The 18,471-nt window shown below is 61.2% G+C and carries 16 protein-coding genes; 5 read left to right on the top strand and 11 right to left on the bottom strand.

Annotated elements, in window-relative coordinates:
* Window positions 1–44: 44 nt before the first annotated feature.
* The 8 genes from LD110_RS06875 to LD110_RS06840 all read right to left on the bottom strand — a co-directional run bounded on the left by LD110_RS06875 (window position 45) and on the right by LD110_RS06840 (window position 6,490).
* Window positions 45–842, bottom strand: a complete 798-nt coding sequence (locus LD110_RS06875) for an ATP-binding cassette domain-containing protein (protein ID WP_225497614.1) — start codon at window positions 840–842, stop codon at window positions 45–47.
* Window positions 839–1,897 (bottom strand): ABC transporter permease, encoded by a 1,059-nt coding sequence (locus LD110_RS06870; RefSeq protein WP_225497607.1) that lies wholly within the window; start codon window positions 1,895–1,897, stop codon window positions 839–841. The genes LD110_RS06875 and LD110_RS06870 overlap by 4 nt, the downstream gene beginning before the upstream one ends.
* A 13-nt stretch (window positions 1,898–1,910) precedes the next feature.
* Window positions 1,911–2,624: an SDR family oxidoreductase gene (locus LD110_RS06865; RefSeq protein WP_225497605.1), complete on the bottom strand. Its 714-nt coding sequence runs from the start codon at window positions 2,622–2,624 to the stop codon at window positions 1,911–1,913.
* Window positions 2,621–3,079 carry a hypothetical protein gene (locus LD110_RS06860; RefSeq protein WP_225497603.1) on the bottom strand — a complete coding sequence of 153 codons (459 nt, stop codon included), beginning with the start codon at window positions 3,077–3,079 and terminating at the stop codon, window positions 2,621–2,623. Before LD110_RS06860 ends, LD110_RS06865 begins: the two co-directional genes overlap by 4 nt.
* A 30-nt stretch (window positions 3,080–3,109) precedes the next feature.
* The gene (locus LD110_RS06855; RefSeq protein WP_225497602.1) at window positions 3,110–3,574 is read right to left on the bottom strand and encodes a VOC family protein; all 465 of its coding nucleotides are present in this window, start codon (window positions 3,572–3,574) and stop codon (window positions 3,110–3,112) included.
* Window positions 3,575–3,653: 79 nt separating this feature from the next.
* Window positions 3,654–4,451: an SDR family NAD(P)-dependent oxidoreductase gene (locus LD110_RS06850; RefSeq protein ID WP_225497600.1), complete on the bottom strand. Its 798-nt coding sequence runs from the start codon at window positions 4,449–4,451 to the stop codon at window positions 3,654–3,656.
* The gene (locus LD110_RS06845; RefSeq protein WP_225497598.1) at window positions 4,448–5,248 is read right to left on the bottom strand and encodes an HpcH/HpaI aldolase/citrate lyase family protein; all 801 of its coding nucleotides are present in this window, start codon (window positions 5,246–5,248) and stop codon (window positions 4,448–4,450) included. Before LD110_RS06845 ends, LD110_RS06850 begins: the two co-directional genes overlap by 4 nt.
* Window positions 5,249–5,314: 66 nt before the next feature.
* Entirely contained in the window at window positions 5,315–6,490 is a 1,176-nt protein-coding gene (locus tag LD110_RS06840) for a Xaa-Pro peptidase family protein (protein ID WP_225497596.1), read from the bottom strand.
* A gap of 330 nt (window positions 6,491–6,820) precedes the next feature.
* Between LD110_RS06840 and LD110_RS06835 the strand changes: the two genes are divergently transcribed.
* The 3 genes from LD110_RS06835 (at window position 6,821) to LD110_RS06825 (ending at window position 10,989) form a co-directional block, all read left to right on the top strand.
* Window positions 6,821–7,570 carry a FadR/GntR family transcriptional regulator gene (locus tag LD110_RS06835; protein WP_225497594.1) on the top strand — a complete coding sequence of 250 codons (750 nt, stop codon included), beginning with the start codon at window positions 6,821–6,823 and terminating at the stop codon, window positions 7,568–7,570.
* Window positions 7,571–7,738: 168 nt separating this feature from the next.
* Entirely contained in the window at window positions 7,739–8,419 is a 681-nt protein-coding gene (locus tag LD110_RS06830) for a FadR/GntR family transcriptional regulator (RefSeq protein ID WP_225497592.1), read from the top strand.
* 371 nt (window positions 8,420–8,790) lie between these two features.
* A complete protein-coding gene (locus tag LD110_RS06825; protein WP_225497590.1) occupies window positions 8,791–10,989 on the top strand; it encodes a glycogen debranching N-terminal domain-containing protein in 2,199 nt (732 codons plus the stop codon).
* A 2-nt stretch (window positions 10,990–10,991) separates the two neighbouring features.
* Here the strand turns inward: LD110_RS06825 and LD110_RS06820 are convergent, their stop codons facing one another.
* The 3 genes from LD110_RS06820 to LD110_RS23850 form a co-directional block, all read right to left on the bottom strand.
* Window positions 10,992–11,153 carry a hypothetical protein gene (locus LD110_RS06820; RefSeq protein ID WP_225497588.1) on the bottom strand — a complete coding sequence of 54 codons (162 nt, stop codon included), beginning with the start codon at window positions 11,151–11,153 and terminating at the stop codon, window positions 10,992–10,994.
* A gap of 1,280 nt (window positions 11,154–12,433) precedes the next feature.
* Window positions 12,434–12,655, bottom strand: a complete 222-nt coding sequence (locus LD110_RS06815) for a hypothetical protein (protein WP_225497586.1) — start codon at window positions 12,653–12,655, stop codon at window positions 12,434–12,436.
* Between the two features lie 102 nt (window positions 12,656–12,757).
* Window positions 12,758–15,802 carry an amidohydrolase family protein gene (locus tag LD110_RS23850; RefSeq protein ID WP_225497585.1) on the bottom strand — a complete coding sequence of 1,015 codons (3,045 nt, stop codon included), beginning with the start codon at window positions 15,800–15,802 and terminating at the stop codon, window positions 12,758–12,760.
* Between the two features lie 453 nt (window positions 15,803–16,255).
* Here LD110_RS23850 and LD110_RS06805 point away from each other — a divergent pair, with 453 nt between their 5' ends.
* Together LD110_RS06805 and LD110_RS06800 are read left to right on the top strand one after the other, a co-directional pair.
* Entirely contained in the window at window positions 16,256–17,455 is a 1,200-nt protein-coding gene (locus LD110_RS06805; protein ID WP_225497553.1) for an aminotransferase class V-fold PLP-dependent enzyme, read from the top strand.
* A gap of 87 nt (window positions 17,456–17,542) precedes the next feature.
* Window positions 17,543–18,433 (top strand): transporter substrate-binding domain-containing protein, encoded by an 891-nt coding sequence (locus LD110_RS06800; protein WP_225497550.1) that lies wholly within the window; start codon window positions 17,543–17,545, stop codon window positions 18,431–18,433.
* Window positions 18,434–18,471 lie beyond the last annotated feature (38 nt).

Below are 18,471 nucleotides of genomic sequence, written 5' to 3'. Positions count from 1 at the left end.
TTCGTTGCCATGAGATTTGAGAGGTTCTAACAGGGCCGGGTCCGTCAGGACCAGGTTTTGAGGGTGTCCGCACCGACGATCATCGAGACGATCTTTTCGTGGTTCTCTGGGGTGGGTATCGCTTCGCCAACGAGCCGGCCTTGCCGGAAGACGATGGCCCGGTCCGCCAGTGCCATGACTTCTTCCATGTTGTGGGAGATGAGGATGACGGAGATGCCCTTCTGCGGGAGCCGCTTGACCAGTTCGAGGACGTTGCGGGATTCGCGGACCCCGAGCGCGGCTGTGGGCTCATCGAGGATCACGATGCGCTTGGCCCAGGCCTCTGCACGGGCGACGGCGACGGCTTGGCGCTGGCCGCCTGACATCAGTCCGACGGGGCCGTTGGGGTCGTGCACGCCGACCTGCAGCCGCTCCAGGACTTTTGCCGATTCCTTCACCATCGCCTTGCGCCGGACGAACCCCGCGGACCCCATCCATTTCGGGGTGGTCAGTTCGCGGCCGGCGAAGAAGTTCTGGGCTGCTGACATGTTGTCGAAGAGGGCGAGGTCCTGGTAGACCGTTTCGATTCCCAGTTCGCGGGCTTCCTTGGGTGTCCTGGGGGAGACGGGTTGCCCTTCGAGGTAGATCTGTCCCTCGCTGAGCTGCTGGACGCCGCTGATGCATTTGATCATGGTGGATTTCCCGGCGCCGTTGTCGCCGAGCAGCGCGAGGATCTCGCCGCGGTTCAGGGTCAGGTTGACTCCGTTGAGGGCGGTGACCGCCCCGAACCGCATAACAGCGTCCTTCACCTCGAGCAGGGGTACCGCAGCGCCCGTGGTGTCGGTGAAATTGTCGATGGTCATGATGCAAGCGCCTTTGCTTCCGCGGTTCGGATCTTCTTCTCGATGTCGGAGCGGAGCACGTCGATGCCGACGGCGACGACGAGGATGACGCCGATAGCGACCTGTTGCCAGAACGAGCTGACGTTCAGCAGGTTCAGCCCATTGCGGAGGACGCCCAGGATCAGGGCTCCGACAATGACGTTGCCGACGGTGCCGCGGCCTCCGAAGAAGCTCGTGCCGCCGATGATCACAGCAGCGATCGAGTCAAGTTCCAGGCCCAGGCCCGCGATCGGGTATCCCGAGTAGGTGCGCCCGACGAGCACAATGGCTGCGCATGCGGCGAACAGCCCGCTCAGGACGTAGGCCATCGTCAAGAGGTTCTTGACCGGGATGCCGGCACGCTTCGCGCCTTCGGGGTTGCCGCCGAGGGCGTAGAGCCAGCGGCCGGCCTGGATCCGGTTGGTGAACAGCCACGCCAGGGTGGCCAGCACGATCGTGAAGATGACCGGGACCGGTATCCCAAGAAGGCGGCCTGTGCCGAGGAAACTGGCGATCGCGGGGGAACCGAGGATGGCGCTTCCGTTGGAGAGCAGCAGCGCTGCGCCGCCTGCGACGTTCAGGGTGCCCAGGGTGACGATGAATGGGTGCGGGATGCGCCACCTCGTCAGGACGAATCCGTTGACGAAACCGACGAGCATGCCTACCAGCAGCATGGCGAGGATCGCGAATTCTCCGATCCCGGCGTGCACGAAGAGTCCCGCTCCGACTACCGAGGCCAGCGACAGGACCGAGCCGACCGACAGGTCGATTCCCTGGGTAAGGATCACCAGGAACTGACCGAGCGCAAGGATCGCGACGACGGACGTTTGGATTCCGATGTTGGCGATGTTCCCGGCGGTGAGGAAGTCCGGCGTCGCGGCGAACAGCACGATGCACAGGAGGACAAGGATGAGAACCGGACCAGTCCTTACGGCGCGGAGACCGAGGACAAGGGACGGGTTCTTCTTTTTGAGTTCCTCTTTGACCGACCGCTCCGGTGGTGCCGGCGTGGTCTGAGGTTTTTCAGACGTCTGCATTTCTACCACCGCCTTAGAGGAGGACGTCTCCGCCCGTGACGGGCAGGATCGTGGGTTTGGGGCCGGGCTGGGAGAGGTAGTATGCGGCGGCGCCCATTTCCCGTGGTTCGCCGTATCGGCCGAGGGAGATCGGCTTGGCCCTTTGGGTGTAATACTCTTCCGGTGTTTGGCCCGCCGCGGCGGCGAACTGCTTCTGCGCTTTCATCAGGAGCGGGCTGTTGGTCGCCCCGGGGCAGATGGAATGGAACGAGATGGGTCCGCCGAGGTCTTGCTTTGCCTGGATCCACCCGTTGATGGCGAACTTCGACGCGCAGTAGACGATGTTCTCGGACTCCCCTCCGAGTGCGGCCTGGGATGCCACGGCGATGTATTTGCCCTGGTTGCGGGTGAGCGTCGTTTCGACAGCGTCGAACAACGCCGGGATGGTGCTCCAGTTGATGCGCAAGACGCGGTCGGTGAATTCCTCTGTGCAGTCCGGCAGGGCAGAGGAGCCGGCGATACCGTGCGCCACAACAACAGCCGTCAGGCGGGTTTGTTCAGCCAATTCGCCTATACGCGCAAGAACGCCAGGGTCCTGGAGGTTGCCCGAGATCGGCGTGACCCCTTCGCGTCCTTCGAGGGACGAAGCGTCAAGGTCCTGGGCAAGGACTTCGATACCGTGACTGGCGAAGGCATCCACGCAGGCCGATCCAATGGCCCCTGCTGCGCCGGTAACAAGGACACTCATGCTGATTTCTCCTGTTCAAGGTCGAAAGTGAATCCCGCGGTATAGCCGCCGTCGGGCGCGTCAAGGTAGTCGAGGGTGGACGTAAGCTTGTCCAAAGCGTCCCGGTCAACTGCCACGAAGTTCAGCGGTTCCAGACGGTGCGCGAACTCGCGGGTGACGGACTGGATGATTCCGCGCAGCGACTGGACAGTCGCCGCCCGATGGACGATCTGCTCATCGGTCGAGGGCGAGGCGAACGTCGCAATGACGAGCTGACGGTTGCGGGTGAACGCTCCTGACTCGGATTGTGCCCGGAAATGCCGGACCAAACGTGAGGCGCCTTCATAAACCCATTCGGCCGGATCGGATTCGGGAGCGAAGTCGAGAACGATCAGGTTCAGCGAGTTGAGCTCACGCAGGGAACCGATCCTCTCAGCGACCGGCTCGTCACCGAGCAGTGAAAAGATGGAAGTCATGGCTTCTTGTTTCTCCTTGTGTAGGGATGTCTAGGTGACGGGGTTCTGACCGAGTTCGATCACGTTGCCCCAGGGGTCTTTGCCGTAAACCCACCATCGGCCGGCCAGGTCCCCGTCGGCGATGAAGTTCGGTTCGGTGTTCCAAGAGACTCCAAGTCCTGCCAGGTACTGGTGAGACTCATGGATGTCCGCCACTGAGAACGCGAAATGTCCGATGCCTTGGTCGCTGACGCGGCGCGGAGCTGTCCCGGTCGGGTGCAAGTACTGATGCAGTTCAAGCCGGGCGTTCCCGCCATTGAGGATGGCTCCGCGGAGCCGGACCTGTTCTCCGGGCAGGCCGATGGCATCGGGGTTGACGTCGGTGTCGGCTTCCCATGAGTCGACGCTGAAACCGAACGCGGCGGTGTAGAAATCCACGGCCTCAACGAGGTCCGGAACCACCAGCCCGACGTGGTCAAAGACCATCGACGGCCGCTCTGTTGAAGTTTGTGTCATGTCATACCTTCGTTCTGAAAGGTTCAAAATCCCGGGCTGCGGCGGTGCCTGCTCAGGGCCAAGGCGCCTCTTGCGAGCCTCACCACAGGGACTGGCCGCCTTCGATCACGAGGTTGTGCCCGGTCATGTAGTCAGACGTGCCGCCGGCAAGGTAGACGACGGCTGCCTGGATATCGGAGACTTCCGCGAGCCGGCCCAGCGGGATGTCCTGGAGCCATCGGCTTACGAGGGGACGCAGCTCGTCGGATTCCTCGATAAGGGCAGTGCGGACAATACCGGGAGAGATGCAGTTGACCCTGACCCCGCGGTCCGCCCATTCGGCTGCCAGTGTCCTGGTCAGCGCGACAACCCCGGCCTTGGAGACGTTGTAGGCGATCTGCTTCTGCGGATGCGGGACCAGGAGCGTGGACATGGAGGCGGTGTTGATGATCTTCCCGTAGCCGCGCTGCAGCATGGAGGCCGCTTCAAGCTGGCAGCTTCGGAAGACAGCGCGGGTGTTGATCCTTTGGTGGAGGTCCCAGTCATCGAGGGTGGTGTCCTCGGCCGCGGCATTGCGGTTGATGCCGGCGTTGTTGACGGCAATCGTCAGCTCGCCGAACTCGGCGATGGTCAGGTCGATGGCGTTCTGGACGGCGTCCTCGTCGGTGACATCGGCTTTTACCGCGATGGCCTTGCCGCCGGCAGCTACGATCTCGTGAGCCACACTCTCAGCCCGGCTGTTGTCGAGGTCGACGACTGTGACGGAAGCACCTGCCTGGGCGAGGGCGAGGGCGAAGCCGCGGCCAATGCCTTGGCCGGCCCCGGTGACGAGGGCGCTTCTTCGATCCAGGCGCATCCGCGCCAGGACGTCAGTGTGCAAGGTTGATTCTTCGGTCATGGGAGGGTCCTTTGAAGTTGTTCCGAGCGGTGTGCGCCCAGGATCTGGCGCAGCGAGCGGGAAATGATGGTCGTGAAATTGACGAGCAGGCCGGGGATTCCGCGCTCTGTCCACTGTTGGCCTTCTTCGTCGCTGTCCGCGATCATGAGCACCGGCGTATTCGTGCGTTCGGCGGCGTCCAGGATCGATTCAAGCGCGGCCTGGACGTCGGGGTGGCCCGGGTTGCCGAGATGGCCCATTTCGAGGGTGAGATCGGTCAGACCGATCCATACTGCTGAGACTCCCGGCACGTTCATGATCTCGAGTGCGTTTGCCACTCCTGCTTCGCTCTCGATCTGGACGACGACCACGGTTTCGGCGTTCGCCTTCTGAATGTGGGCACCTCCAGGCACGGTTCCTTGACGGCCTGCCCGCGTGCTGGTGGCCAGACCCCTTGAGCCCATTGGCGGATAGTGAGCCAGGCTGACTGCCTGGAGGGCTTCTTCGCGGGTGGATACCTGGGGGACTGCCACCCCGGCAGCGCCGGAGTCAAGCGCGCGGGCGATGTCGGACCGGTTGAGTTCGCCGACGCGGACGAGAGCGGGCAGGCCAACGGAGTCGGCGGCGCGGATGTGGTTATCGAGGTCGGCTCCTCCGACACCGTGTTCGGTGTCGATGAGCGCGAAGTCGAATCCCAGGTGTCCTGCCAACTCGATGGGGGCCGGTGCAACCATCTTCACAATAAGGCCGACGACCGGACGGCCGGAGCCGAGCTTTTCGCTCAATCCTGGACGATCGTTGTCATTTGTGCTGTTCAAGTTTCATGTCCTTTGGACCAGGCGGGCGAGATGTTCTCTCCCGGAAAAGTTGGGTTTGCCGGCCGGCTAGATGCGTCCGCCGGTGCGGTTCCATCCGCGGCACTCATCGCCGGGGGCTTCCCAGCCGGTGTCCGTGACGATGATGGTGTCCTCCATCTTGATGAATCCTGCCTCGTAGTCTTCGAACCAGGACTCGATGGAAAGAACCATGCCCGATTCCAGGGGCAGCTCCCGATGGGTGCCCGGGTAGGGCACCGGGCCGGTGGATGTCAGGCGGGGTGCTTCGTGCGTGATGAGTCCCATGCCATGCCCCACGAAGCGGATGTTCTGCCCGTCGGGAAGGCCCGCGATCGTCTTCTCGGCGATGTCGTAGATGTCGCCGCCGCGGGCCCCGTCCCGGATCACCGTCCGCGCGGCCTGCTGGACTTCCTCGACCTGGTTCAGCAGATCGACCATCCGGGGTGTCGGCTCGGTGTCGATGCCCATCCGGGAAAGGTCACCGATGTACCCATCGAGCATGCCGCCTGAGTCGAGGGACAGCGTGGTACCCGACTCCCAGACTGCCGAGGAAGGGGACCTGTTCATGTTCCCCCCGCCGATCGTGGTGAGCGCGTATTCGTAATAAAGACCACGGTTGGTCTGCTCCCGGCGGAACATTTCGGAAATATCCTTCTTCGTCATTCCTGGCTTCACCTGCCCGAAGACGGCATCCATTGACTCGACGATGGCAACAGAAGCGGCCCTGACCAGTTCCAGTTCATATGGCGTTTTGACTGCCCGAAGCGTCTCGAACACCGGTAGCGCTTCAACGAATTCGATATCGGGGAGCCGGTCCCTGAGGACATCCAGGGCATCCGCGGGAAGGAACGACTTCTCGATGCCTACGCGACCGGAGACGATTCCCCTGGCCCGCAGGGATTCTGCAACAACCTCTGCCGTCTGGGCGCTGGTCCAACTCACGTTCTGCACGTCAGGCACCCAGAACGTGGAGTATTCCTCCGTGCCCCAGTTCTCGTTGCCGGCACCGACATAGAAGGAGCTATCAAGGTCCCCGCGTGGAATGCCGAGCGCCGGGAGGTACCTGCTGATGCCTGTCGCCTCTGAGATCGCGAAGAAAAAGTACCTGTAACCGCCCAACAGGTGCTGGACGTTGTGCTTGGAAGTGGCGATGACCGCGACCATGTCATGCTGCTCGAGCAGCTCGTCCAGGAGCCTGGCGTTGAAGGGAACTTCGAGAGTCACAGCGGGATCCTTTCAGGCGCATGCACGCCGATGTGCGGACCGAGAAGACATAGGGGAGACACCGGACCATGGCGGCCTGGCGACATCGAATGAACCTGTTGGCCTACATCTATGTCGACCACGGGACATAAGGCCGAGGCGCGAATTGACCTCGTTGTCGATCGGATGGGTCAGATTCACCCGTGCAACCCAACATCCTCGGTGGATGTGATGAAACAGTATCGCGGGTCACACGTATTGGTCAACCGTAACTCAAAATTGGATAACCAATTTCTGTAAATCGGGTATAGTTCTAGGAGAGAGAGCTTCGTCGCCCAGGAAGGAACCAGCATGGCAATGGACGCCCCGCTTCCGGTTGAAACGGAAGATCATGAGCCGCCTGAGGCGGAACTGATTCGAAAGCTGATGGACTATCTGACAGCCGAGAAGATGCGCCCAGGAATGCGCCTACCGGCGGAAAGGCAGCTGGCCGAGAAACTAGGGGTGGGTCGTGCCGCCCTGCGCCACGTGCTCAAGTCCTTGAGCCTCCTTGGCGTTCTTGAAATGAAGCCATCGGCCGGAACGTTCGTGCGCAACGGCACAACCGACCTCCTTCCCCGAGTCCTTGAGTGGGGCGTGTTTCTGAGCCCCAGCAGGGCGGAGGCAGTGGTTGAAGCCCGAAGGACACTCGAAGTGGAATTGGCTGGCTTGGCAGCAGAAAGGCGTACCGGCCTGGATATCGGGAGACTCCAGCACCTCATCGACCAAATGAGCCGAAAGGACAATACGGCATCCGAATATGTCGATTGGGATGTTCAGTTCCACCTGGCAATAGCAGATGCGGCCAGGAACGAGGTACTTGCAGGAGTACTCCGCAGTCTCCAGTCCATGCTGAGCGTCTGGGCTACAAGGGTGATCGTATCCGCGGGCGAAACGGAAACGTCACTGGCGATGCACACCCCAATCCTGCACGCGATTATCGACGGGGATGCCGAGTCGGCACGAGTCGCAATGAGAGCCCACATGGACCGCGCGACACGGCGCCTATACGCGACCATCGCCGCAGACAGCATCGAAAGCTTCAGCCAGAAGACGACATAACCACAAGAATAATCGCGGCTGGTGCAGGTGGCAGTGCGCCCCTGCTCAATCGGCGCATGGCAGGCAGGGGGCAGGGGATTAACGGGCCATGGCCCTCTCATCGCGGATGCCCGCCCCTGATAAACGGAAGATTTTGGATCAAACCGTTCGTGAGCGAAAGGAGGGCCCATGACTGCATTCTCATCCATAGCAGAAACGGCAGACGATGACTGGATGGAGTTTCAGGCCGTGGCAGAGCTGATGACCTGCCTGGCGGGCTCGAGCATCGGCCAAGGTCAGTGCATTCCGACACTGGCCCATTTGGCGGATCGCCTGGGACTTGGTCGATCCACGGTCGGCTCGGCCCTGAACAGTCTCACACGTCTCGGTATCCTCGCGCAGCGAGGCAGGGGGTATGTGCTGAGAGCGGACAGCGAGGATCTCGTTGTCTGCATCGTCAGAAATAGGGTGCAAGCAGGGCATGAGGCGAAGCGTCAAGTGACGTCGGTGCGGATCCACCTTCTGACGGAACTCGCTGGACTGGCTGCGGAACGACGCACGGTCGAAGACGCAGCCCGACTGACCCAACTGATCACTGAAATCGACGCTGCAGCAGGGAAACCGATAACCGAGTGGGACATCCACTCTGCCATCACACGAATTGCACGGGAGCAGGTGCTCGACACCGTTCTTCGGCGTCTGCAGGCGCTGACTGCGCATCCGCCTGGAAACACCGCGCACCAGCAGATGTCCGTGCAAGGGTACAAATCCGCTCTCCAGGCTATCCGCTCCGGCTTGCCACAGCCGGCGCGAGACGAAATGATCGCTCACCTCACCCGTGTGAGGGCCCCTTACCAGTCAGGACTGTGAAACGCTGCCGTCTGCATCACTACAGGCCTACACGACTCCATTCTTGGTCACAGTTCATGCTTGACAGCCGGTGCGGGCGATTTCCTGAAGGACAGAATCGGGCCAGTCCAAGTCAGGCTGCAAGGTAGACGCCAGGTCAGCAACGATTAGATGGTGTAAACGGGAAAGATGCGAGAGGCCAGGTCACCCAATGCGATCGATCTCCCTTATTCCTCGTTGTTCGTCCCTCAGCACTCGATCTGCGGTTGCCCTTTGGACCTCACTCGGGATCCTGGTCTCTGGCGCTGCGGGGGAGGCAAGCGTAGGGTCCATAAATATCATGAGGGCGGTGGGGGCGCAGGATGTCTTAGGCCTCTTGTCGGGGAGCTTAGATGGCAGGGTGGAATCTTGATACGGCGGCTGGGCCCTTAGGCGCTGGGACGATCACCTTGGTGGAGGGGACGTCTTTCTGTATCTCATCGACGAACGGCGATCTCAATCCTGAATTTCCCCACGGCGTTTTCTTCGAGGACACCCGAATCCTTTCCGGTTGGCGCCTCACGATTAATAACCAGCCGCTGGAGCCATTGGCTGCCGAGACGAAGGAGCCCTACCGGGGGCTGTTCGTTTCCCGTGTTGCCCGCTTGGACGGGTACGCGGACAGCCCACTGCTCGTGGAGCGGCTACGCGAAGTGAACGCGGGGATCCTGGAGCAGATCACGGTCCTGAATTATGGCCTGAATCCTGCAGAATGTGTCGTTTCAGTGGGCATCGAGGCTGATTTTGCGGATCTTTTCGAGGTGAAGGAAGCACGGATCCGACGGAGCTGGGATAAGAGTCGTGATCCTGATGGCGATTCGCTGACAATCCGGGCGGCCTGGCAGGATGCCCGGAAGGGCGTCGTCATCAAGGCGACCGGTGCTGAGATTACGCCCGAGGCCCTGACCTACAGGGTGCTTGTCCCGCCGCACGGGGAGTGGAGCACGCTGGTCACTGTGGTGCCCCTCGTTGACGGAATCAAAACTAGGGCGCCGTTTGTGCATCCGGCCGCCGGCGAGCTGTCCCCCAGTGATCGTCGCCGACAGGAGTGGGTCGCCAAAATTCCGGTACTTCAGATGGAAAACCGCTCCATCGAACGTACGTTGCGTCGCAGCTATGACGACCTTGGCTCCCTTCGCATTGAGGATCCGAACCATCCGGACCGGGTGGTGGTTGCCGCCGGTGCGCCTTGGTTCATGACCCTATTCGGCCGCGACTCGCTGTTGGCCTCGCACATGGCACTGCCGGTGGATCCTTCCTTGGCACTGGGGACACTGCAGACTCTGGCGGACCGTCAGGGCTCAGTAGTGGACCTAATGAGCGAGGAGGAGCCGGGAAAAATCCTGCACGAGGTCAGACTGGATGTCTCCAGCGGGTTGTCCCTGGGTGGCAAGACCGCCTATTACGGCAGCGTCGACGCTACACCCCTGTTTGTGATTATCCTGGGTTCAGTTAGCCGCTGGGGCTTCGCCTCGGATACCATTTCCGCCCTGATGCCGCATGCCGACCGGGCGCTGGAATGGATCTGGACCTACGGGGACAAGGACCGCGATGGGTTCGTCGAGTATGAACGACTCAATCCGCAAGGGCTTGTCAATCAAGGCTGGAAGGATTCCTGGGACGGGATAAATTTTGCAGATGGGACCTTAGCGGAAGCGCCGATCGCATTGTGCGAGGTGCAGGCATATGTGTATGCCGCATATTTAGCGCGTGCCTGGATGGCTTACGATAACGGGGACGCGCCCTTTGCGGCCGAGCTTGAAGGCCGGGCCGCGACGTTGAAGCAACGGTTCAACGAGGAATTCTGGTTGCCCGACCGCGGCTACTACGCCGTCGCCCTTGATAGGCGCAAGAGGCAGGTCGACGCGTGCGCGTCCAACATGGGACACTGCCTCTGGACCGGCATCGTCGACGAGGAGAAGGCTCCTCTAGTGGTGGAACGGCTGATGTCCCCGGAGATGTTCAGCGGTTGGGGAGTTCGAACCCTTGCCAGCGACATGGGCGCCTATAACCCCGCCAGCTACCACAACGGCTCGGTATGGCCACATGACAATGCGATTATCACGCTTGGGTTGATGCGCTATGGCTTCGTGGAGCAGGCGCAGCGGATCGCTACCGCCCTGCTGGAAGCGGCTGAGCACTCAGGCGGCCGGTTGCCTGAGCTGTTTTGCGGTATTGAGCGAGGGCATCTTGATTCACCTGTACCCTATCCGACGGCGTGCTCGCCCCAGGCATGGGCCGCTACCACACCGATTCATCTGCTGACGAGTCTGATGCGCTACGACGCCCATGTATCCCAGGGCGGCCTTTGGATGGATCCGGTCCTTCCGGAATCCTATGGCAGCCTGCACATTACAAACGCGCCACTGGCAGGGGGTCGGATCACCATCGACGTAGCCGGGTCCAGCTCGTCAGTGCAAGGACTTCCGGCAGGCATGACGTTCCGCCGCGGGCATCGGCCCTGGATGGTCGAACTTCTTGAGCAGGCCAAAAAACAAAAGAAGACAGAGCCTATTGGGAGACCTGTTGCAGGCGGGCCTGGGACAGTCTGAGATCAAATCCTGTCCTCAAGGTCCGGCAAATCCAGCCTCCTGGCCGCTGCCGGCACCCTCGTCCGCCCCACGGGCTGGTACTTATCGACGGCACCGCCGCCGCCGGGCTTGGCGAGAAAGACCTCACCGCGCTGCGGAGCGAGAAAGTCGGCGGGGCGGGACACTGTGGTCCCGTTCTCGTGAGCTGTGGTTGGCGGCGGGGCGGTCCCGGTTGCGGTGCATCCGGCAGGCAGGAGCACGGAAGGAAGGGCTGAAAGAGTGGTGCGTCCGCACTGAAGCGTATCGTCACAATGACTGTGGCCTGATGCGGTTCGTCCGTGTCTGCCGGCAGCACAGCCGAGACGGGATGACCTGCGGGGCATGTCGGCGCGGGTGATTCATCGGCCGGTCTCGCGGTGCGGAGTGTGCGATGATCTGCGGGGTCTTGTCGCAGCTCATCGCCGGCTTGCTCCGGCTTCGCGTGGGTGAATCGACGAGAGGGGCGCGGCTGCACAGTCTGAAAATCGGACAGGACCTGACATGGGGAGTCATTGCAGCAGGGTTTCAGTCTCGGCAGTCGGGCCAGATGTCGGATCCGCCGTCGTGAATGCGGCTCCCGGAGGTCCAGGTCTTCGCAACGGTCGATGAAGTCCACCATCCTGTGGTCGGGCAGCTGATTCCGCTCAACACATGATTGTGTATGCCTTCGGAGGAGGGGCCGACAATGGGGCGGGAAGCTGTGATGCGCTTCATCTAAGCCAGCCACGCTGACCGGTGACGCGACGACTGATGGGTTGTCCAAGGCTACTGCCAGGTTCATGGCTTTCTCCAGATCCCAGGTTCTGTCGTTGCCTGCCGTGTGACCGGCTTTGGTTCCATTGGGCTGTTGCTGGGTTAACCATGGCGCTGCTGGATCAAGAGCAGCCGTGGTTTTGCATAGCCTTGGTGCAGTTTTTGGGCAGGATCCGGCAAGCATTGGCGGAGTGGCCCTTGTCTGGCTGGGAGTCGGGCCCGCCACCGGGGGAGGTGCAACCGGCTGAGCAATCATCGGGGGGATTTGATGGTGAGCGCTTCCATGTCGTGATTCCTCCGTTCGTGGTGAACTGTGGCCGTTGGTTTTGGGCGTCGTTCTGGTAGAGGATCAGGCGCTGGGCTGAGGGCGTGGAGTGCAACTTGGGGTACCGGGGACAATCCAAAAGTTTGCGAGGGAGAAGTGACGCAGGAGCGCCGAGCAAGAGTTTTGGATTGGTTCCGGCGCGTTAGCGCCCTGGTTGCGCGGAGGGCCCGCCCAGCGATGATGGAGCGAACAGAATGAGAGACAGCGGTGATTCTGCTGGTTCATGCTGTGTTCGGATGGAATCGAGGTCCGGATTGTCACCTTGCAGGTGATTTGGAAGGGCGCGGGCTGGAGCATGTTTCTGTTCCTCGGCGTACTCTCGCGGGTCGACGGGACGCTGTAAGGTCCTCAGCGGGCCCACTCGTCCCGTTCGTGGACGGAACCGAATGGCAGCGAGTAACTAAGTCGCACTGTAAAACCGTCCAAGCTGTCGCGGGTGACGAGCATTCCGCATTTCTGCTCGGTGGCTGGGCCGAGGAGGGCCTGCACGGCCTGGTCAATCTGGGAATCCAAGTTCAAGCGGGAAGTGGCGGTAATGGACCTAAATGTCGCGGCAATCGGGAGCGTCATACTGATTCCTGGAGGTATTTGGTGGCCGGACAAAGCGGGGGCCGGGGACTAGGTTTGGAGCGTCGGGGGGACTTCGTTGATATATAAATCGGGACTGCAGGTTTAGCAGCAACCAGTGGCGGGCAGCTTCTGGCCGGTCAATTCGTTCCCGTAGGGCTGCTTCCGGGCGTCGATCACATGGGTGGCTGGGTCCGGGTCTGTGGCGGGATGGTCGTCCTGCACCGGGTTGAGGAGGTCGTCGACTTCGTGGAGCACTCCTTGTGCCATGACCTTGCGGACGTTGGCGACGGCGGTGATGTCGCTTAGAGGGTCGCCTTCGACGAAGATCAAGTCTGCCAGGAAGCCGGGATGAACTTTGCCCAGTTCATGCTTGGCGCCTAGTACGGTGGCGGCGTTGTGTGTGGCGGTGCGCAGAGTGTCGTAAGGGCTGATGCCGTGAGCCACCATGGCGCGCAGATTGAGGTGCGTGCCAACAGCTGTATGGTCAATGGGCGCATCGGTGCCGTTGATGACAAGGCCGCCGCGGTTCATGATGCGTTGCACGACGGACACTTGCGATGCCAATGCGGCGCGCAATGTCTCGGTTACTGTGGGACTGGATCTCACGAGGTTTGCCTTTTGTGCGAGGGCTTCCAATTCCCAGGGCGGATAGAGCGCCCTTATGCGTCGGTCGATGAGCCATGAATCGTCGTTTGCCAGTAGCACGGATGCGATCGACAGGGTCGGTGTGATGGACATTCCGGTTTCGCCGAAGATGGTGACTACGTCGTCGTAGGCGCGGGCGCGGCGCGTCATGGTTTGTGAATAGCCCAGCCGGTTCGAGCCGAAGAGGTGTTCCACACCGTCCATACCCAACAGGGCGGCCGGGTAGAGGTAGTGGGAGGTGACCCATCGCCCGTTGCGATGGGCCCGCTCGATTGCGGTGCGCTGCGAGGTGATCGGCAATCTGACATAGGTTTTGACCAAGTCGTAGTCGAATCCATCCACCCTGCTGAGCTCGAGTTCGAGGTCGTCGGGTGTGGTGGGACGCATGAAGTTGTAATAAACCCGGCTGCCGTCAATTGCTTCTCCGGTGCCGAAGTAGCGTGGTCCAATCCGACGGCCGGCCGTGATCGCCTCACGCTCCTCCAACGCCTGATACACCGGGTCCCCGGGTGATCGGATGGTCGTGATACCGAACGCGAGCCAGATACGGCCCTGACGCGAACCGAAGAATTTGCCCCTCATGTGGGGGTGCACGTGCATGTCGGCCAGACCAGGCATCACCGTAAGATTGCTTGCGTCGATGAGCTGCCCGCCGCGGATTTCGGACGGCTTCCCGACGTCGACAACACGGTCACCTTCGATGACAATTGCCACGTTCTCACGAAGTCCCTGGGACTCACCGTCCCACAGGCGGCCCGCGTGGATGATTGTTTTCTTCGGAGAAGACGTACGAATCCGCGGCCAGGCGATAGGGATGGTTCTTGCTGGCCCGCCGGCAGCCGAAATCAGGCGGAGGCGGCCTTGTGAAAGGTATAGCAGTCGCGCCGAGTCGCCGCTCCAGGTCGGTGCATCGGTTACTTCATCTGTCAGTCGCCGTGCAGGGCCTGCCGGGCGACCTGTGTTATCCACCGGGATGACCCAAAGCGTGCTGCCCATCACGAACGCCATGCGGGAGCCGTCCGGGGACCAGGCTGGACCGTCGTAACCCCTGGTGCTCAGCGAACGATGTGGGCTTGGATCGAAATAGCTTGTCTTCCCGGTGTCTAGGTTCAGTGTGAGGATTTTGTTGTGCCCTTCGCGGAACCGTACCGATGAAGGCTTCACTGCGGCAAAGGCCAGGATTGCACCATCGGGCGACCATGTTGGCCGGCCAGGCTGCCACATCGGTCCAAGGACTTTTGACGCCTGACTCGTCTCGACATCGGCAACATACGTGGCGCCCTCATGGTCCTGGAAGGCGATCCGTTTGCCATCCGGCGACCACGCGGCCGCAACGGCAGGGAATCCGAAGGCAGTCAGCCGGCGCTCCGCTCCTGTGCTCAGTTCGCGGATCCATATGTCGGGGTTTCCGGACCGGTCCGAGGTGTAGGCGAGAGAGCGACCGTCCGGAGACCAGGCCGGGTCGGTGACGAAGGAACGGTGGGTGAGCCGTTGCGGCACGCCGCCGTCCACCGGCGTGAGCCACATATCGCCTAACGCGCAGAAAGCGATTTTGCTTGCATCCGGCGACAACGTGGGGCCGACGATACCCATCGGGGCACGTTCGTCCGTTCGTTTCGGCTGCCTGGGAAGTTCCTGGCGACGGGTGACCCGCGCCATGGCGGTGAATTCGACGTCTGTGACGGAACCGGTGGCGAGGTTACGACGGCGGATTCCTCCGTCCGCTGTATAGATCACCTCACGTGCGGACAGCCAGATCGTCCTGAACGGGAACACGTCCTCGTCCATCGATGTGACAGTGTTACCCCCTACAACGAGTCTCGTCGGGCCGAAGCCGAGGGGACCGTGTAGCTGACCGTCGAAGACGACGTAGGCTATGTCCAGTCCGTCGGGGCTCCAGCTAGGGGCATGCACCAGGGCGTCATCGACTTTTGCATGGCGACGGCGATTGCCCGCGGCGTCGACGGAATCGATGGCCACGGCATCGACGGTGAACGCCAGTCGAGTGCCGTCTGGGGACCAGCTCGGCGCTCCCTCCTCAGAAGTGCTGTTGGCCCAGGCCGTCACCTTGCCGGAGGCAAGGTCGAGTACATAGATCCCGTAACTGCCTTCGCGGTCGGAGGAGAAGGCGATCTGAGTGCCGTCTGGTGAGAATCTTGGTTCCCTATGATCAAACGGACCGGTTGTCAGCTGGCGAAGGTTGGTTCCGTCAGCATCCAGCCGCCATAGGTGAAAATTGCCGGAGCGGTATGACTGAAAGACTATGGTCTTGCCGTCAGGCGACCAGTCCGGCTGTGTTGCGTCGGCAAATTCGTCGCCGATAGGGCGGGCTTCGCCGCCGGAGATGGGCAGGGTCCACAGCATCCCGAGTAAATCGAATGCCAAACAGGAACCGTCCGGCGAAACGGTGGCGCAGATATTGGTGCCCTCATGCAGCTCAACCCACCGTTCCTCAGGTTGCTTCTGCTGTTCATGTGCCGAGCGAACCGCTTCATGGATCACGGCTGACCGATCGAGCCCGAGGGAAGCTCTTTTCCGCGCAACCGACGCGATGGTGTTGGTTTCCTGCCCATCGTTTCTCCTCTATCTGGCCGTACTTCTAAAAAATCCAGATTCCTCCAAAAGTGAGCGACCCGGCTCTGGATAAATTAGGGCACCCATGGACATAGATCAAATAGTGGTTTTCGATAACAGCCATCGGTGGGACCGATAGCAAACGCGGTACTGGGTGAGCGCAAAATTTCCAGGAAGGCATAAGCAGAGCTGATCTCGGCGATCCAAAACTCCGTCTTCATTGATGTCCAGCCCGCTCCGTAGCCTTAGGCCTATGACCGACATCACAGTTAGCGGATTAACTTGGGGCCGTGGCTGTGCACCCTTCGATTCCTGTTCTCAGGCAAGGATCGGTTCGTCCAACGTCCGCATGCCATTAGAAGTGGGAAGTCAGGAGCACGAATGAACGCAATGAACGGATTTACCGAAACTGCAGTGAATGTTGACCACAGTATCGAAGTCTTCCGTTCCCAGTTTCCGGTGTTGGAGCGGAAGGTGCATCTTGCAAGCAACGCCCGCGGTGCGATGAGCACACATGTGCTGGATTCTTATCACTCGTACCTCGACAGCTGGGCTAATGAGGGCACAGCGTTTACTGGATGGCTCGACCAGCAGGAAGCATTCCGCAGCGCGGTAGCGTCACTCATCGGATCATCGACGGCCGAGGTCGCCGTGACCGCTTCTGTGACCGCCGGACTTGCCTCTTTGCTCTCCGGCATTGACTGGCAGTCCGAGGGTCGGCGCGTGATCGTGGCGGACGACCAGAATTTCCCATCTGTCATGTATCTGCTGCACGCTCAGGCCCGGCACGGTGTGGAAGTTCGAGTCGTCCCAGCCGCCGACTCTGAGGCGGCCATCGCCGAGTTCGAAGCCGCCATTGATACGGACTGCAAACTGGTGTGTGTCTCGCATGTCTCCTTCCGCAACGGCCGCCGTCTCGATCTTGCGCGCCTTTCGGCCGTTGCCCACCGTGCCGGGGCCTGGTTGGTCGTCGATGACTACCACTGCTCGGGAACACGAGTCATCGATGTAGACGCCGACGGAATCGACGTCCTCACCTCGGGTACGGCAAAGTTCCTTCTGGGTAGCCCCGGGGTGGCCTTCTTGTATGTTCGCGAATCACTGATTCCGGAACTGCACCCAACGATCACCGGGTGGTTCGCCCAACGTGACCCGAACGATATGCAGATCGCGGAGCACCGTGAGGCAGATGATGCCAGGCGGTTTCAGGTCGGCTCGACACCGGTGCCTGCCATCTACGGAAGCAGAGCAGGCATCGAAGTTATTGCGTCAGTGGGCTTGCGGCGGATCCAGAGCCGAATCAGCTCCCTTACAGCCAAAGCAATCGACGCCGTTGAATCTGCAGGATTTGTCACAGACACGCCACGAAATGGCGAGCATCGCGCAGGTCTTGTGGCCATTGGGGCCAAACGACCGGAGGAAGCCGTCCGGGAGCTCGCAGCCCGGGACATCCTGGTTACGACGCGATCCGGGAACATTCGGACGGCGTGGCACTACTACAACACTGAGCAGGACCTGGCCGCGCTGATGAACGCGCTAGAGGACATTGGCGGACTGCTGTTGCCGCGCCAGGCCATCTGACCATTCGGAACTGCGCTCGAGCACTCCGGCACTCCTCCTTCCATCCCCACATTCAAGTGCAACGTCGCACGTGATAGGAGCAAGACATTGAAGTATCTTCGTAAGCTATCGGCTCTCGCGGTCCTCGCCGTCAGCGCAACTTTATCCGGCTGCGGAAGCGACGCCGGAAGCGTTTCGGCGCCCAAGGCGCAGGCAGCGCCTGGCATTGAGATCCCGTCCGCCATCAAGCAGGCCGGGGTGGTCAATGTGGCCGGATACATGGCGTTCCCGCCATACCGCTACCTTGATGCATCAGGGAAGCCGACCGGATTCGAAATCGACCTGGCCAAGGCTGTTGCCGGCCGGATGGGCGTGAAGATCGAATTTCACAGCGTTGAGTTTCCTGCGATCATCCCTGCCATTTCCAACGGACGCTATGACTGGTCGCTGGGGACTCTGAGCGATACCGAAGAGCGACGCAAGGTCGTCGATATCCTCGACTGGGCGCGGCCTGCATACGTGGTCCAGGTTCAGGGAAGCAACCCCCATGGTGTTGACCCGTCCCACCTGTGTGGCGTGACATTCGGCCACTTGCAGGGCTCCGCGCAGGCGGCAGCTTTCGACCTGCTTGCTGCCGATTGCGCCAAGCATGGTGAGCCTGCGCCAAAGCAGATCCTGTTCCAAGACCCTGGAACTCAAATGCAGGCCCTGCAGAACAACCGGTTCGATGCAGCTCTGCAGAACCCTCCGGCCGGTGCCCAAACGCAGCGTGAGACCAAAGGCGCGCTGATCGTGCTACCCGGCAAGGTTTCTACTATTCCTGTCGATCCCTCGGGCTGGGTCTTCGCCAAGGGAAATGTCGAGCTCGAGAGGGCCGTCAGCCAGGCGATTCAGTCCCTCATCCAGGACGGTACGTGGGCAAAGATACTGAAGGACAATGACTTCCTTGACTATGCCATCGTTCCGCCAACGCTCAACACCAAGCCGACCACGTTCTAGAGCGGAGCCGATGATGTCCAGTGAAAGGTCAACCGACT

This window comes from Arthrobacter sp. M4 (assembly GCF_020251205.1).
Lineage (GTDB): Bacteria > Actinomycetota > Actinomycetes > Actinomycetales > Micrococcaceae > Arthrobacter.
The sequence above is the reverse complement of the archived record's forward strand: the minus strand, read 5'-3'. Positions and strand labels throughout refer to the sequence as shown.